This is a genomic window from Streptomyces diversicolor (genome assembly GCF_057537855.1).
On the sequence record NZ_BAAJXA010000022.1, the window covers coordinates 65,520 to 80,385 of the forward strand.

General features: G+C 70.4%; 15 protein-coding genes. 12 read left to right on the plus strand and 3 right to left on the minus strand.

All coding sequences use genetic code 11. The features are described from left to right. Nucleotides 1-72 precede the first annotated feature (72 nt). The 9 genes from kdgD (at nt 73) to AC27LF_RS25650 (ending at nt 7,749) form a co-directional block, all read left to right on the plus strand. Complete coding sequence (gene kdgD, locus AC27LF_RS25610) at nt 73-999, plus strand: 5-dehydro-4-deoxyglucarate dehydratase (protein ID WP_479658825.1); 927 nt, start codon at nt 73-75, stop codon at nt 997-999. Between the two features lie 34 nt (nt 1,000-1,033). After that, nucleotides 1,034-1,249 (plus strand): hypothetical protein, encoded by a 216-nt coding sequence (locus tag AC27LF_RS25615; RefSeq protein ID WP_479658824.1) that lies wholly within the window; start codon nt 1,034-1,036, stop codon nt 1,247-1,249. 228 nt (nt 1,250-1,477) lie between these two features. Beyond that, nucleotides 1,478-2,353 (plus strand): ABC transporter permease, encoded by an 876-nt coding sequence (locus tag AC27LF_RS25620; protein ID WP_479663712.1) that lies wholly within the window; start codon nt 1,478-1,480, stop codon nt 2,351-2,353. An 18-nt stretch (nt 2,354-2,371) separates the two neighbouring features. Next, nucleotides 2,372-3,400: an ABC transporter substrate-binding protein gene (locus tag AC27LF_RS25625; RefSeq protein WP_479658822.1), complete on the plus strand. Its 1,029-nt coding sequence runs from the start codon at nt 2,372-2,374 to the stop codon at nt 3,398-3,400. A gap of 19 nt (nt 3,401-3,419) precedes the next feature. After that, the gene (locus AC27LF_RS25630) at nt 3,420-4,199 is read left to right on the plus strand and encodes an ABC transporter ATP-binding protein (protein ID WP_479658821.1); all 780 of its coding nucleotides are present in this window, start codon (nt 3,420-3,422) and stop codon (nt 4,197-4,199) included. Nucleotides 4,200-4,249: 50 nt separating this feature from the next. After that, nucleotides 4,250-5,899, plus strand: coding sequence for a M24 family metallopeptidase (locus AC27LF_RS25635; protein WP_479658820.1), 1,650 nt, complete (start codon nt 4,250-4,252; stop codon nt 5,897-5,899). A 52-nt stretch (nt 5,900-5,951) separates the two neighbouring features. Then, a complete protein-coding gene (locus tag AC27LF_RS25640) occupies nt 5,952-6,410 on the plus strand; it encodes a RidA family protein (RefSeq protein ID WP_479658819.1) in 459 nt (152 codons plus the stop codon). 119 nt (nt 6,411-6,529) lie between these two features. Then, a complete protein-coding gene (locus AC27LF_RS25645) occupies nt 6,530-7,483 on the plus strand; it encodes a HipA family kinase (protein WP_479658818.1) in 954 nt (317 codons plus the stop codon). Beyond that, a complete protein-coding gene (locus AC27LF_RS25650) occupies nt 7,480-7,749 on the plus strand; it encodes an Rdx family protein (RefSeq protein WP_479658817.1) in 270 nt (89 codons plus the stop codon). The genes AC27LF_RS25645 and AC27LF_RS25650 overlap by 4 nt, the downstream gene beginning before the upstream one ends. A gap of 126 nt (nt 7,750-7,875) precedes the next feature. On the opposite strand, the gene aceB is transcribed toward AC27LF_RS25650, so the two are convergent. Together aceB and AC27LF_RS25660 are read right to left on the minus strand one after the other, a co-directional pair. Beyond that, nucleotides 7,876-9,501 (minus strand): malate synthase A, encoded by a 1,626-nt coding sequence (aceB, locus tag AC27LF_RS25655; RefSeq protein ID WP_479658816.1) that lies wholly within the window; start codon nt 9,499-9,501, stop codon nt 7,876-7,878. A 172-nt stretch (nt 9,502-9,673) separates the two neighbouring features. Next, nucleotides 9,674-10,282 (minus strand): nucleotidyltransferase family protein, encoded by a 609-nt coding sequence (locus AC27LF_RS25660; RefSeq protein ID WP_479658815.1) that lies wholly within the window; start codon nt 10,280-10,282, stop codon nt 9,674-9,676. A 184-nt stretch (nt 10,283-10,466) separates the two neighbouring features. Between AC27LF_RS25660 and AC27LF_RS25665 the strand changes: the two genes are divergently transcribed. Further along, nucleotides 10,467-10,778 carry a DUF5955 family protein gene (locus AC27LF_RS25665; protein WP_479658814.1) on the plus strand — a complete coding sequence of 104 codons (312 nt, stop codon included), beginning with the start codon at nt 10,467-10,469 and terminating at the stop codon, nt 10,776-10,778. A 245-nt stretch (nt 10,779-11,023) separates the two neighbouring features. Here the strand turns inward: AC27LF_RS25665 and AC27LF_RS25670 are convergent, their stop codons facing one another. After that, nucleotides 11,024-11,815 (minus strand): IclR family transcriptional regulator, encoded by a 792-nt coding sequence (locus AC27LF_RS25670; protein WP_479658813.1) that lies wholly within the window; start codon nt 11,813-11,815, stop codon nt 11,024-11,026. Nucleotides 11,816-12,084: 269 nt separating this feature from the next. On the opposite strand from AC27LF_RS25670, the gene allB reads away from it, so the two are divergent. Both allB and alc read left to right on the plus strand, forming a co-directional pair. Continuing rightward, the gene (allB, locus tag AC27LF_RS25675) at nt 12,085-13,425 is read left to right on the plus strand and encodes an allantoinase AllB (RefSeq protein WP_479658812.1); all 1,341 of its coding nucleotides are present in this window, start codon (nt 12,085-12,087) and stop codon (nt 13,423-13,425) included. 44 nt (nt 13,426-13,469) lie between these two features. Then, on the plus strand, nt 13,470-14,612 hold the full coding sequence (alc, locus tag AC27LF_RS25680) for an allantoicase (protein WP_479658811.1): 1,143 nt from the start codon (nt 13,470-13,472) through the stop codon (nt 14,610-14,612). Nucleotides 14,613-14,866 lie beyond the last annotated feature (254 nt).

The following is a 14,866-nucleotide window of genomic DNA, read 5'->3' on the forward strand; positions in this document are numbered from 1 at the left end:
GGACGTGCATCGTTTTCGTTCTTATGGTTCATCGCAATCGCTGTCTTGCATGTCCTCCGGGAGGAAACGCCGATGCCCACCATTACCCCGACCGAGCTTGCCGAGCGCCTCGGCTCCGGGCTGCTGTCGTTTCCCGTCACCCACTTCACACCTGACCTCGCGTTCGACGAGCCCGCCTATCGGGAGAACATCGTCCGCATGGGCCAGTACGAGATCGCCGGTCTGTTCGCCGCCGGCGGGACGGGAGAGTTCTTCTCCCTGACCCCGCATGAAGTCGGCACCGTGCTCCGGGCCGCCGTCGACAGCGCGCCCGAGGGCACCCCGATCCTCGCCCCGGCCGGACACGGCACCGCGCAAGCGGTCGGCATGGCCCGCGATGCCGAGGCAGCCGGCGCCGACGGCCTGCTGCTGTTCCCGCCGTACCTCACCGAGGCATCCGCGGAGGGCCTTACGGCTCATGTGCGCGCGGTGTGCGAATCCACTTCGCTGGGCGTGGTGCTTTACAGCCGCGCGAACGCCGTGTACACATCTGAAACAGTGGCCACGCTCGCCGACACCTGCCCGAACCTGATCGGAATCAAGGACGGTGTCGGTGACCTGGAGCGGATCACGCAGATCCACTCGCGTCTCGGTGACCGCCTGGTCTACATCGGCGGGCTGCCGACGGCGGAGACGTTTGCGCTGCCGTACCTGGAGCTGGGCGCCACGACCTACAGTTCGGCGATCTTCAACTTCCTGCCCGAGTTCGCCCTCACCTTCTACAAGGCGGTGCGGGCACGGGACCGCAAGACGGTGCGCCGACTGCTGGACGACGTCGTGCTGCCCTACACCGCGATTCGTGACCGTAAGGCGGGCTACGCGGTGAGCATCGTCAAGGCCGGCATGGATCTGACCGGACACCCCGCCGGTCCGGTGCGGCCGCCGCTGACGGACCTCGATGACTCCGAGCGTGAACTGCTGGCCGGTGTCATCCGAGTGTCACGCACGGCCATCGCCTGACGCCACCCACCTGATCGAGTGCAAGGAGACACCCGTGTCTGCTCTCCCCCGGACCGGCCCCGTCGGCGACATGGTCATCGGAGCCGCATCCGCCGTCGGCACGGGTGAGGAGACCCGGTCCGTCGACCCCCGTACCGGCGCGGCCCTCGAACCCGGACACCCCGCGGCGTTCGCCACGCAGACCGTACGGGCTCCGCGGGCCGGGACACGGCAGGCTGCCCGCGTCGATCCGGCACAGCCCGCCGCTTGATCAGCCGGCCGGGCGGGGCGCTTGTTCCCCCCGGCCAGGCCCAGCCCCCCACGACTGCCCAGTGGTACCCCTTCCAGTGTTGCGAGGACGCAATGACACCACGATGGCTTTCGCCGTCCCCTCTGTCGCGGCGGATACCGGCTGCGCCACCGCTGCCTGCCACCGGCCCCCGGCGGCACCCACACCCCCAGTCGGCAACCCCCGCGCTGCCCCCGCACGACGCGCCATGTGAGGGGTTTTGCCATGGCCTCTCCTGAAGTCCGCGAAGTCGGTTCGGACGGCCCGCGTCAGTCCACGCCCGAGACGGCGCTCAGCGAAACGACGGCACCCCAGCCGAAGAGATTCAACCGTGACTCGATCGCGGCCGGCGCGAAAGCAGCCGCGGGGATCATCGGGCTCTTCGTCGTGTGGCAACTGCTGGTGACCATCATCGACCCGCCGGAGTACCTGTTCGTCGGGCCGCTCGCGGCCTTCGCCGAACTGATCGACCGACCCGATTACTTCGCGAGCAACACCCTTGTCACGTTGCAGGAAGCGCTCGCCGGGTTTGCGCTCGGCACCGCGCTCGGAGTGCTGTGCGGTGCGACGCTGCACTACTCGAAAACCGTGCGCAGTTTCCTCTACCCCGCGCTCATCGCGATCGACACCATCCCCAAGGTGGCGCTCGCACCGCTGTTCATCGTGTGGTTCGGGTTCGGCTTCGAGTCGAAGGCGTTCGTCGCGATGGCCATCGCGTTCTTCCCGCTGGTGATCAACACCTATGACGGCCTGAGTTCGGTACCCCACGAACTGCAGGAACTCGCGCGGATCAACAAGGCATCGCCATGGAAGAAGATGACGAAGATCGACTTTATCTACGCGATCCCGTCGATCTTCTCCGGAGCGAAGATCTCCATCTCGCTCGCTGTCGGCGGGGCGGTCGTCGGCGAGTTCATCGCCGGCTCGAAGGGACTCGGATACGTCATCCTCCTCGCCAACAGCCAGGTCGACCTCCCCTCGATGTTCGCGGCCTTCATCGTGCTCGCCGCCATCGCCCTGGCCTTGTTCTTCATCGTCGACTTCGCGGGACGAAAGCTGGTCCCGTGGAAGAGCCACGCGAAGTGACCGGGGATCGGAGATTCGATGCGTAACTCGATTCGCCGGATCGCCGCGATCGGCGGGGCGGTGCTCCTCATGTGCGTGTCGGCGGGCTGCGCGGGCAACGGCGGGAAGAACTCGATGACCCTCATGCTCGACGTGGGGTACCTGCCGAAGCACGCGCCGTTCATATCGGCCGTCGAGCGGGGCTTCTTCAAGGCGGAAGGCATCGACCTCACGGTCATGCCGGGGTCCGGTTCGACCAACACGGTCACCTCCGTCGTCACCGGCAAGGTCGACGCCGGCTGGGCGGACTTCGGCGCCACGGTCACCGCCCAGGGCAGGGGAGTCAAAGTCAAGCAGGTCAACCTCCTGCAGGCCAGGTCCGCCTATGCGGTCGTCGCCCTCGCGGGCACCGGGATCAAGAGCTGGGACGACCTCCGGGGCAAGACGGTCGCCACCGAGGGCGGTGGCGCGATGACCGCGATGTGGCCGTTCGCGATGAGCAAGCTCGGCCTCAAGGAGGGCGATGTCAACGTCGTCTCCGCGTCGAGCGCATCGAAGATCCCCGGACTGCTGGCCGGTCAGTGGGACGCCAACCTCGCCCTGTACGTCTCCGACCAGCCGGCCATCGACGCACTCGGCCGGAAGGCAGTCGTGCTGAAGTGGTCCGATCTCGGCATCAACCTCTACGGCAACGGGATCGTCGTCTCCGACGAGAAACTCACAAAGGATCCCGAGCAGGTGCGGCGGTTCAACCGGGCGATGCAGAAGGGCTTCCTGTGGGCGTGCCAGCACCCGGCCGACGCCGCGAAGGACTTCCAGAAACAGGTCTCGGGCTACGAGACCAGCACCATCACCCTCGCGATCCGCGCGCAGTGCGGTCTCAACTGGGGCACCGGCAAGTCGGCGAACCAGTTCGGCGTCATGGACGACGCCGGCGCCCAGAAATCGATCGACGTCGCCCGCCGGTTCCTCGGCCTGAACCCGGAGAGCAATCTCACGCCCAAGGACGTGTACAGCAACTCCTACCTTGAGCCGCTGCACGCCAACGAGACCATCCAGGCCCCGTGACGGCCGGACGGAGAGCCACATGAACAACGAGTACGCCATCTCGGTCAACAACGTGGGAAAGACCTACCGATCCCGGGACGGCCGAGACAACACGGTGCTCAAGGGACTGGACTTCCATGTGAAGCCGGGACAGTTCGTCTCGATCGTCGGACAGTCGGGCAGCGGAAAGACCACGCTGCTCAAGACGATCTCCGGCCTGCAGGAGCCCACCGAGGGCGAAATCCTGGTCAAGGGGCGGCCGATCCGCGAAGGGATCGAGGACATCGCGATGGTGTTCCAGAGCCCCGTGCTCCTGCCGTGGCGCAACAACATCGACAACGTGCTCCTGCCCCTGGAGTTCCGCGGCACCCGCACCGAGGCATCACGCCGTTACGCCCAGGAACTGCTGGAGATGGTGGGGCTCGGCAACAAGGCCAAGCACTACTCCTACGAGCTCAGCGGCGGAATGCAGCAACGGGTGGCCATCTGCCGCGCGCTGGTCTCCCACCCCGAACTGCTGCTCATGGACGAGCCCTTCGGCGCGCTCGACGCCATGACCCGCGATGCGATGAACTTCGAGATCCAGCGCATCTGGCAGACCACGGGGTGCAGCGTCCTGTTCGTGACCCACAGCATCTCCGAGGCGGTCTGGCTCGGCGACCGGGTGGTCGTCGTCGGCGACCGCCCCGGCCGGATCGTCGCCGACATCGCGATCGACTTCCCACGGCCCCGGGGCAAGGAGCACCGGTTCTCCGCGGCCTTCTCCGACTACACCACGGAAATCGAGTCCCACATCGGAGTCGTGACCGGAATCAGCTGACCACCGCCGGCCCGGCCGCCGACACCGAAATCGACATCATAGGAGCCCCCATGCTGAGCCTCACCGCGGATGCCGCACAGGTCGAGGAAACCTACGGACTCGACGCACGCAAGAGCTTCCTGTTCTCCGCGATCCGCCTTGACTCCCACCCGTTCGTCGCACCGTTGATCGCACGGACCGACAAGGGACAGTACCTGCTCGTGCGCCAACAGGAGCAGGGCAACGCCCTCTCCGCCGGGGTCCCGAAGGACCGGATCAGGTTCTACGCCCCGTGGGTCACGATCGACCCCCGGGTCGTCGCCGACACGCCCGTCTCACAGTCTCTGACGAGCCTGGTGCAGGAACTCGCCGACGGCGCTGCGGTGAGCCTCGCCGCCGACGTCGTCTACAGCCACTACCGCACGCTGTCCGGCTCCGTGGAACTCGTCGTCGCGGACCAGGACCCCACCCCCGTCACCGCATACGAACTCGACACCGAGGAGGTCCTGGCGAGGTTCGCGGCGTGGCGCGCGACGGGCGTCGACACCGCGCGACGGCTCATCGAGAACGTCGAACACCTCTCCGGCCTGGCGGAGGAGTTCACCGCCGGCGAGGACAGCCGGTTCTCGGGTCTGAAGGCGCTCGTCGAGGACCGCTCCCTCGACGCGCTGCTCCTCGCGGCGCCGCCCAACTTCACCGAGGCGACCGGGTTCGCGCAGCCGGACGGCGCGGTCGCCCTGTGGCTGGCCGGTTCGGACAAACTGATGGTGCTGGCGCCCGATGAAACACCCGAGGTCTCCGGGGCGGCCGTCGGCCGGTTCCCGTCCATCGGCGCCGCCGTGCGAGCACTGGCCGGCGGCGTACGGACCGGGGTCGAGGACGAGTGGATCAGCGTCGGCCTGGCCCGCGAGCTGGAGCGCGAGGGAGCGGAACCGGTCCCGGTCTCGACCGACCTCGGCCACTGGCGCGACATCCGCGACCACGAGGACCTGGCCTTCCAGGTCGTCGCCGCCCGGGCGAGCGTGTTCGCCATCGAGGAGGCGCTGGCCTGGGCGGAGGAGGGCCTGGACGCCGGCCGCTCGTTCACCGAACTCGACATCAACGCGGTGTACCTCAAGAAGATCGCCGAGTTCCGCACGGTGAACGAGATCCCCTTCGGCATCGAACCGTACTTCACCAACCTCCACTCGTCGAACCGGATGCTCTTCCCCGGCCCGCCGGTCGACTACCCGATCAACGACGAGACGACGTGCATCCAGCTCGACGCCGGAGTGCGCATCGTGTTCGACGGGGTCAACGTCGCCACCTCCGACATGGCCCGCTCGCTGCCCCGCACCGCGGCCGCGAAGGAGGCGTACGCCTTCTTCTTCGACGTGGTGCGTGAGGGCATCATCGGACAGCTCAAGCCCGGCGTGGTCTGCGAGGACGTGCACGAGGGAACCTTGCGCTACCTGGCACCGCACCTGGAGCGGATGGTCCAGATCGGGATGCTCGGCACGGACGTCGACTTCAACACGGAGTACCGCAAGCGCAACGTCGGCCACCTCATGGGCAAGCAGGAGTCGTTCGCCAACGAACTCCGGCCCGGCTACAAGCACGTCCTCAAGGTCGGCTCGTACGGGGCCGCCGAGATCCCCTGGCGCTACGAGAACGCGGCGATCGGCACCGAGGACCTGTGGTACATCGGACGCGACCGTACCTACATCCTGAGCAAGCGATGACGGCTGAACCGCCCAAGAGCCGAACCTCCGTATTGCCGAACCGGGACGCACCATGACTGACGTGCAGGAGCGCCTGAAGGCGCTCTCCATCGAACTGCCGGTGCTCGGGGCGCCGCGCTACGCGTATGAGGCGACCACTCGCTGGGGCGATCTGCTGTACGTGTCCGGCCAGATCTCACGGACCGCCTCCGGCGAGATCCTGCGGGGCCGCCTGGGAGACGACGCCACCCTGGCCGACGGAGTGACCGCCGCGAGAACCGCTGCGCTCAACCTCCTGGCGCGTGTGGATGACGCGGTCGGCCTCGACAACGTGCGCATACTGAAGCTCAACGCATGGGCTTCGAGTTCACCGACCTTCGTGGACCAGCCGTCGGTGATCGACGGGGCGTCGCAGCTGCTGCTCGACGTCCTCGGGGACGACGGCCGTCACGCTCGGACCGCCTTGCCGGCCCATGTGCTGCCCCAAGGCGCGCTGGTGGAACTCGACGCCACGATCGCCGTCCGCGGCTAGGAAACGTATGGAGGGCGAGGCAGCTCCCCGGGCTGTTGCAGTACCCGGCGGCGCTGCCTCGCCGTGCCTCCGCTCCCGTCAGGGACGGGAAGGACGAAAGGGCGTGTAGCCTGGGGACAATGTTGCGTGAGGTCACTGCGACCCGTTATGTCGCGCCACTGCGCGAGGGTGGCTCCGTACCCGGGATCGTCGAAGCCGACGACCTCGGGACGTACGTCGTGAAGTTCACCGGCTCGGCGCAGGGGCGCAAGGCGCTGGTCGCCGAGGTGATCGTGGGTGAGCTGGCCCGCGCCCTCGGACTGCGCTTCCCCGAACTGGTCCTGGTGCGCTTCGACCCCCGGATCGCCGCGCACGAGCCGCACCAGGAGGTGCGGGACCTCCACGGTGCCAGCGCCGGTGTCAACCTCGGCATGGACTTTCTGCCGGGCGCGCGGGACTTCACCCCCGAGGTGGCGCGGACCTTCCCCGTGGACCCGGTGGAGGCGGGCCGGATCGTCTGGCTCGACGCGCTGACCGTCAACGTCGACCGCACGGTGCACAGCTCCAACCTGATGATCTGGCCGACCCTGGGCGTCGCACCGCCGCGGCTGTGGCTGATCGACCACGGCGCGGCCCTCGTCTTCCACCACCGCTGGGACGGCGCGGACCCCGCGAAGGCGTACGACTTCCGGCACCACGCCCTCGGCCGCGTCCGCGTCCCGGGCCCCGCCGGGGCCGCGGGGACGTCCGCGGCGCCGGACGTCCGCGCGGCCGACGCCGAGTTGGCGCCCAGGGTGACGCGTGACCTGCTGCGCGAGGTCGCGGCGGCGGTACCGGACGCGTGGCTGGCCGGAGAGGCCGGCTTCGCGACGCCGGACGCGGTCCGGCAGGCGTACGTTGACCATCTGCACGCGCGCGTACGGGCGTCGTCGGCCTGGATCCCCACGGACTTCCCCACCGGGGAGGAACGCGCCGCCGAGGAGGCCCAGCGGGCGGCACGCACCCAGGAAGGCCGCCCGAAGTGGCTGAAGCGGGTCCCCGACCTGCACGGCAGACCGGGGGCGGAACAGGATTGGTCGGTGCACCTGGGATGACCCAGCGCGTGGAGATCGAGTACTGCACCCGCTGCCGGTGGCTGCCCCGCGCGGCCTGGCTGGCGCAGGAACTGCTCACCACCTTCGAGGCCGAACTGACCGAACTGGCCCTGAAGCCGGGCACGGGCGGTGTCTTCGTCGTCCGGGTGAACAACGAGGTCGTGTGGGACCGGCGGGAGCAGGGCTTCCCCGAACCGACGGCCGTGAAGCGGGCCGTACGCGACCGAGTGGCCCCGGGCAGATCCCTGGGCCATTCGGACACCTGACCCGAGCCGCCACAGCGCGCTTCGGCCTGCCGGTCGTTTGTGACCGGTCTCGGTTCCTGGGACCTGGTCAAGCGGTGACGCCGATGGTGACTCGTCGGACCGGGTCCCGATCGGTTGTGGTCGGTCTCAGCCCTTCAGTTGTTCGTACGCGGGTAGCGTCAGGAAGTCCGCGTAGTCCTCGTCGAGGGCGACCTGGAGCAGCAGGTCGTGCGCCTGCTGCCAGTGTCCTGCGGCGAAGGCGTCCTCGCCGGTCTCGGCGCGGATCTCCGCCAGTACCTCGGCGGCGACCTTGCGGACCAGTTCGGGCGTGGCCTTCTCGCCGTTCTCGAACTCGACGCCCGCGTTGACCCACTGCCAGATCTGGGAGCGGGAGATCTCGGCGGTGGCCGCGTCCTCCATGAGGTTGAAGATGGCGACCGCGCCCAGGCCCCGCAGCCACGCCTCGATGTAACGGATGCCGACCTGCACGGCGTTGACCAGGCCCGGGTAGGTCGGCCTGGCGTCGAGGGAGTCGACGGCGATCAGGTCGGCCGCCGTGACGTGGACGTCCTCGCGCAGCCGGTCCTTCTGGTTCGGCCGGTCGCCGAGCACCTTGTCGAACGACTCCCTCGCGATCGGGACCAGATCGGGGTGGGCGACCCACGAGCCGTCGAAACCGTCGTTCGCCTCCCGGTCCTTGTCCGCCTTCACCTTCTCGAAGGCGACCTTGTTGACCGCCTCGTCGCGCCGCGACGGGATGAACGCGGCCATGCCGCCGATCGCGTGCGCGCCGCGCTTGTGGCAGGTGCGGACGAGGAGTTCGGTGTACGCGCGCATGAACGGGGCCGTCATGGTGACGGCGTTGCGGTCCGGCAGCACGAACCTCGGCCCGGCGTCCCGGAAGTTCTTCACGATCGAGAACAGGTAGTCCCAGCGGCCCGCGTTCAACCCGGAGGCGTGGTCGCGGAGTTCGTAGAGGATCTCCTCCATCTCGTAGGCGGCCGTGATGGTCTCGATCAGGACGGTGGCGCGTACGGTGCCCTGCGGGATGCCGACGTGGTCCTGGGCGAAGACGAACACGTCGTTCCAGAGCCGGGCCTCCAGGTGCGACTCCGTCTTCGGGAGGTAGAAGTACGGGCCCTTGCCGAGGTCCAGCAGGCGCTGGGCGTTGTGGAAGAAGTACAGGCCGAAGTCGACCAGGGCGCCGGGCACCTGGGTGCCGTCCGCGTCGACCAGGTGGCGCTCGTTCAGGTGCCAGCCGCGCGGGCGCATCACGACCGTCGCCAGCTCGGCGTCCGGGCGCAGGGCGTACGACTTGCCGCTGCCCGGGTCGGTGAAGTCGATGGTCCGGGTGTACGCGTCGATCAGGTTGGCCTGGCCGAGGACGACGTTCTCCCAGGTGGGCGCGGAGGCGTCCTCGAAGTCCGCGAGCCACACCCTGGCGCCGGAGTTGAGCGCGTTGACGGTCATCTTGCGGTCGGTCGGGCCGGTGATCTCGACCCGGCGGTCGTCCAGGGCCGCGGGGGCCGGGGCCACCTTCCAGGAGTCGTCCGCGCGGATCGCGGCGGTCTCCGGGAGGAAGTCGAGCGTGGAGGTGCGGGCGATCTCGGCGCGGCGCTCGGCCCGGCGGGCGAGGAGCCGGTCGCGGCGCGGTGTGAACCGCCGGTGCAGCTCGGCCACGAAGGCGAGCGCCGCGTCGGTGAGGACCTCCGACTGCCGGGGCAGCGGCTCGGCGTCGACGATGGCCAGCGGGGACGGCGCTGGTGCGGACATGAGCGGTCACTTCCTTCAGCGGTGGCACCGGGTGCCAGTCGTTCCGTGGGCGCGTGGAGCGGCGGGGCGCTTCTGATCAGTGGATACTAGTTTCCTCATCGTGGAAGCTCAATGGACTGTCGACGTAGTGAGTCTCCGCGTCGAGGCGAGGCGGCGCCCGGTGCCACGCCGCTCACTCAAGGTGGATCAGATCCGCCTCCGTGTCGATGTCGTACGGTCGCGCCACGTCCCCGCACTCGACGAGCGTGATCGCCGTCTCGCGCGCCTTCAGATAGCCGCGGGCGCCCCGGTCCCCGGTCGCGGCGGCGGCGATGCCCGGCCAGTGGGCGGAGCCGAGCAGGACGGGATGGCCGCGCACGCCCGCGTAGGCCGCCGACGCGAGGGACGCCTCGTCCCGGTAGGCGGCGCGCACCCGGGCCGCCGCCTCGGGCCCGATGCCCGGCTGGTCGACCAGCGAGACGAGGGCCGCACGGGTGTCCGTGCCGGCGAGCGAGTCCAGCCCGGCCCGCAGCGAGGACCCCATGCCCGCGGCCCAGTCCTGGTTGTCCACGACGACGCAGCCGCCGAGGTCGGCCCGCTCCCGCACGGTCGCCGCGGCGGCCCCGAGGACCACGTGGACGCGTGCGCAGCCGGCCGCGCGCAGCACCGCGACCGCGTGCTCCACCAGCGGTCTGCCCCGGTGCGCCAGCAGTGCCTTGGGCCGGCCACCGAGCCGTCGTCCGCCGCCCGCGGCGAGCAGCAGCCCGGCGACCTCGGTCCCGTTGCCCTGGTTGTCCGTCATGGCTCCTGCATACCTGACGCGGGGAGGAGTAGTCGGTGTCGTGGGGCTGAATTTCGGTCCGCGCAGTGGCGCGGCGCGCGGCGGGTGGCGTTTACTGGCCCGCGTCCCTGGGTGTCCGACCAGCGCAGCGGGTGCCGGCCGGGACCGCGAGGGGTGCGCCACGCGTAGTGTGAGGGGGAGGGCCATGTTGCGGAGTTTGGGGCAGATGCCGGTGACCGGCAGCGACGAGGACCCGAGAGTGACGGGACTGCGGACCGCGGTCTCCCGGCTGCGGCGTGAACTCGCCGCGCATCCGGCCGAGTTCCGGGACCGCGCGGTGGCCGAGGACGAGCTGGCGGCCCTGGCCGCGATGACCTCCGACGGCAACCCGGAGATCCCGCGCCTGCGCCGCTCCCTGCTCCTGATCGCGGGCGCGATCGGCTCCGTCAGCGCCCTGTCACGGGGCCTCGCGGAGGTCCGCGAGGCGGTGGAACTGTTCGGGGAACCCCCACGGTAGCGCTGCGCTGGCCTCGGCTTGTGCGGTGTTCTTTTCGGGTGCGGCGCCGTCGTGGCCATTCGCGCAGTTCCCCGCGCCCCTTTGGGGCGTGCTTCTGCCGTTGGCGGGATCGGCCGGTGGGTCTGGTGTGGATGCGGTGCCGCCGTTTGTGACCGGTCGTTCTTTGGGTGCGGTGTTGTTGTGGCTGGTCGCGTAGTTCCCCGCGCCCCTTTGGGGCGCTGTCGAGGCGCGCGTCGGTGGGGGTGTCAGGAAGCGGTGCTGGCCAGGGAGTGGGACAGTTCCGCTGCCACCTGCTGGAGCACCGGCACGATCCTCTCCGTCGCCGATTCGGTGACCCGGCCCGCCGGGCCGGAGATCGACAGGGCGGCGGCGGTGGGGGAGTCGGGCACCGAGACCGCGAGGCAGCGGACGCCGACCTCCTGCTCGTTGTCGTCGATCGCGTAGCCGAGCCGGCGTACGTCCGCCAGCGCGGCCAGGAAGGCGTCCGGCGTGGTGATGGTCCTCTCGGTGGCCGCGGGCATGCCGGTGCGGGCCAGCAGCGCGCGCACCTCGTCGTCGGGCACGTCCGCGAGCAGCGCCTTGCCCACCCCCGTGGAGTGCGGCAGCACACGCCGGCCGACCTCGGTGAACATGCGCATCGAGTGCTTGGAGGGCACCTGCGCCACGTATACGACCTCGTCCCCGTCCAGCAGCGCCATGTTCGCCGTCTCGCCGGTCTCCTCGACCAGGCGGGCCAGATAGGGGCGGGCCCAGGTGCCGAGCAGCCGGGATGCGGACTCGCCGAGCCGGATCAGGCGCGGACCGAGCGCGTACCGGCGGTTCGCCTGCTGGCGGACGTACCCGCAGGCCAGGAGCGTCCGCATGAGCCGGTGGATGGTCGGCAGCGGCAGCCCGCTGCTCGCGGACAACTCGCTCAGCCCGACCTCGCCGCCGGCGTCCGCCATCCGCTCCAGCAGGTCGAAGGCGCGCTCCAGGGACTGGACCCCACCGCCGGCGGACTTGGCGGAGTCGGTGGTGCTGGCGCTGGACGGCGGCACGGCGCGTTCCTTTCGACTGGCGGGAAGGGCAGAAGCCTACCCGGCGGCCGGTTGACTCCCCGCTTGTGCACAGCCATTGTTCTGCTGATCGGAATTCTAATTCCATGTTGTGGAAGGCTCCAAGTGGCTGTGCGGAGGGCCCCGTCGGGCAGTGTGCCCCTTGACGCCGGCGGAGCGGGAGTGAAGACTCCTTCAACAGATCGTTGAATTCCGTTACGTGGGCGTACATCCCGTTTCCTGGAAGCGAACGGCGGCAGAGAGGGGCCCGGGTGTCCGACGCCGAACTGGTGCTGCGCTCGACGCGCGTCATCACCCCGGAGGGGACGCGGGCCGCCTCGGTCGCCGTCTCCGCCGGGACGATCATGGGCGTACTGCCGTACGACGCGCCCGTGGCCGCGGGAGCCCGCCTGGAAGACGTCGGCGATCATGTCCTGCTGCCCGGCCTGGTCGACACCCACGTGCACATCAACGACCCGGGCCGCACCGAGTGGGAGGGCTTTTGGACCGCCACGCGCGCGGCGGCGGCCGGTGGCGTCACCGCCCTCGTGGACATGCCCCTCAACTCCCTACCGCCGACCACCACGGCCGGCCACCTCCGCACCAAGCGGGCCGTCGCCGCCGACAAGGCCCACGTGGACGTCGGCTTCTGGGGCGGCGCCCTGCCCGGCAACGTCAAGGACCTGCGCCCGCTGCACGAGGCCGGCGTCTTCGGCTTCAAGGCGTTCCTGTCGCCGTCCGGCGTGGACGAGTTCCCGCACCTCGACCAGGCCGGGCTCGCCCGGACGCTCGCCGAGACCGCCTCCTTCGACGGCCTGCTGGTCGTGCACGCCGAGGACCCGCACCGGCTCGCCGCCGCCCCGCGGTACGGCGGCCCCCGATACGCCGACTTCCTCGCCTCCCGCCCGCGCGCCGCCGAGGACACGGCCATCGCGCAGTTGATCGCACAGGCCCGGCGGCTCGACGCGCGCGTGCACGTGCTCCATCTGTCGTCGAGCGACGCGCTGCCGCTGATCGCCGCCGCCCGCGCCGACGGCGTACGCGTCACCGTGGAGACCTGCCCGCACTACCTCACCCTGACCGCCGAGGAAGTCCCCGACGGCGCCGGCGAGTTCAAGTGCTGCCCGCCCATCCGCGAGGCCGCCAACCGGGACCTGCTCTGGCAGGCGCTGGCCGACGGCACGATCGACTGCGTCGTCACCGACCACTCGCCCGCCACCGCCGACCTGAAGACGGCCGACTTCGCCACCGCCTGGGGCGGCATCTCCAGCCTCCAGCTGAGCCTGCCCGCCGTCTGGACCGAGGCGCGGCGGCGCGGCCACGACCTGGCGGACGTCGTGCGCTGGATGTCGACCCGCACGGCCGCGCTCGTCGGCCTCGACGACCGCAAGGGCGCCATCGCCCCGGGCCGCGACGCGGACTTCGCCGTCCTCGCCCCGGACGAGACCTTCACCGTCGAACCGGCCCGCCTCCAGCACCGCAACCCGGTCACCGCGTACGCGGGCAAGACCCTGTACGGCGTCGTGAAGTCCACCTGGCTGCGCGGCGAACGCATCGTCGCCGACGGCGAGTTCACCGAACCGAAGGGCCACCTGCTGAGCCGTACCCCCTGAGCCCTCCCGCAGCGGCCGACTCCCGAGAGGAACCCTTGATCACCGTGACGGCGATTCCCGGCTTCACCGGCGACGCGAGCCCCTACGCAGGCGGTGACCCGTACGCGGACTACCACACCGCCGACTTCCCCTTCACCCACCACGCCGACCTCGCCGACCGCCGGCTCGGCGCCGCTGTCATCGCTGCGAACGACGAGTTCTTCGCCCAGCGGGAGAACCTGCTGCTGCCCGGGCGCGCCGAGTTCGACCCCGAGCGCTTCGGGCACAAGGGCAAGATCATGGACGGCTGGGAGACACGCCGGCGCCGCGGCGGCTCCGCCGCCCACCCCTGGCCCACCGCCGAGGACCACGACTGGGCGCTGGTCCGGCTCGGCGCGCCCGGCGTGGTGCGGGGCATCGTCGTCGACACCGCCCACTTCCGCGGCAACCATCCGCAGGCCGTGTCCATCGAGGGCGCCTGCGTGCCCGGCTCCCCGTCGCCCGAGGCGCTGCTGTCCGACGACGTGAAGTGGACGGTGCTGGTGCCGCGCACCCCCGTCGGCGGCCACGCGGCCAACGGCTTCGAGGTCGGCGTCGAACAGCGCTTCACCCACCTGCGGGTCAATCAGCATCCCGACGGCGGCATCGCGCGCCTGCGCGTGTACGGCGAGGTCGTGCCCGATCCCGCCTGGCTGGCCGTGCTCGGCACCTTCGACGTGGTCGCCCTGGAGAACGGCGGCCGGGTCGAGGACGCCTCCGACCGCTTCTACTCGCCCGCCGGCCACACCATCCAGCCGGGCCGCTCCCGCCAGATGGACGAAGGCTGGGAGACGCGCCGCCGCCGCGACCAGGGCCATGACTGGATCCGCTACCGGCTCGCCGCACGGGCCGCGGTCCGCGCGGTCGAGATCGACACCGCCTGTCTGAAGGGCAACAGCGCCGGCTGGGCGTCGGTGTCCCTGCGGGACGGCGAGGGCGGGGCGGAGGACGAGAGCGGCGAGTGGACCGAGATCGTCCCGCGCACCCGCCTCCAGCCGGACACCAACCACCGCTTCGTCCTGCCGGAACCGGCCGTCGGCACGCACGCGCGCGTGGACATCTACCCGGACGGCGGCATCTCACGGCTGCGCCTGTACGGCTCCCTGACCCCCGACGGCGCCACCCGCCTGAAGGCCCGCCACCAGCAACTGAACGGCAGACCCCACTGACCGACAAACCCACCCCCCACGCCGCCTGGGAGTCCACCGCAGGGTCATCCCACCCAGGGGCGCGGGGAACTGCGCGCCCAGCCCCGATGCACTCGCACGGCCGCCCCCACCGCTTCCCCGACGGCGCTACCGCCCCACAGCCCGGGGTCGCCTGGGAGTCCACCGCAGGGTCATCCCACCCAGGGGCGCGGGGAACTGCGCGCCCAGCCCCGATGCACTCGCACGGCTGCCCCCACCGTTTCCCCGACGGCGCT

What these genes read in the sequence shown, in the direction of transcription:
- kdgD (WP_479658825.1), top strand. Translation starts at nt 73, where the DNA reads ATGCCCACCATTACCCCGACCGAGCTTGCCGAGCGCCTCGGCTCCGGG.
- AC27LF_RS25625 (WP_479658822.1), top strand. Translation starts at nt 2,372, where the DNA reads ATGCGTAACTCGATTCGCCGGATCGCCGCGATCGGCGGGGCGGTGCTC.
- AC27LF_RS25630 (WP_479658821.1), top strand. Translation starts at nt 3,420, where the DNA reads ATGAACAACGAGTACGCCATCTCGGTCAACAACGTGGGAAAGACCTAC.
- AC27LF_RS25635 (WP_479658820.1), top strand. Translation starts at nt 4,250, where the DNA reads ATGCTGAGCCTCACCGCGGATGCCGCACAGGTCGAGGAAACCTACGGA.
- AC27LF_RS25640 (WP_479658819.1), top strand. Translation starts at nt 5,952, where the DNA reads ATGACTGACGTGCAGGAGCGCCTGAAGGCGCTCTCCATCGAACTGCCG.
- AC27LF_RS25645 (WP_479658818.1), top strand. Translation starts at nt 6,530, where the DNA reads ATGTTGCGTGAGGTCACTGCGACCCGTTATGTCGCGCCACTGCGCGAG.
- AC27LF_RS25650 (WP_479658817.1), top strand. Translation starts at nt 7,480, where the DNA reads ATGACCCAGCGCGTGGAGATCGAGTACTGCACCCGCTGCCGGTGGCTG.
- aceB (WP_479658816.1), bottom strand. Translation starts at nt 9,501, where the DNA reads ATGTCCGCACCAGCGCCGTCCCCGCTGGCCATCGTCGACGCCGAGCCG.
- AC27LF_RS25660 (WP_479658815.1), bottom strand. Translation starts at nt 10,282, where the DNA reads ATGACGGACAACCAGGGCAACGGGACCGAGGTCGCCGGGCTGCTGCTC.
- AC27LF_RS25665 (WP_479658814.1), top strand. Translation starts at nt 10,467, where the DNA reads ATGTTGCGGAGTTTGGGGCAGATGCCGGTGACCGGCAGCGACGAGGAC.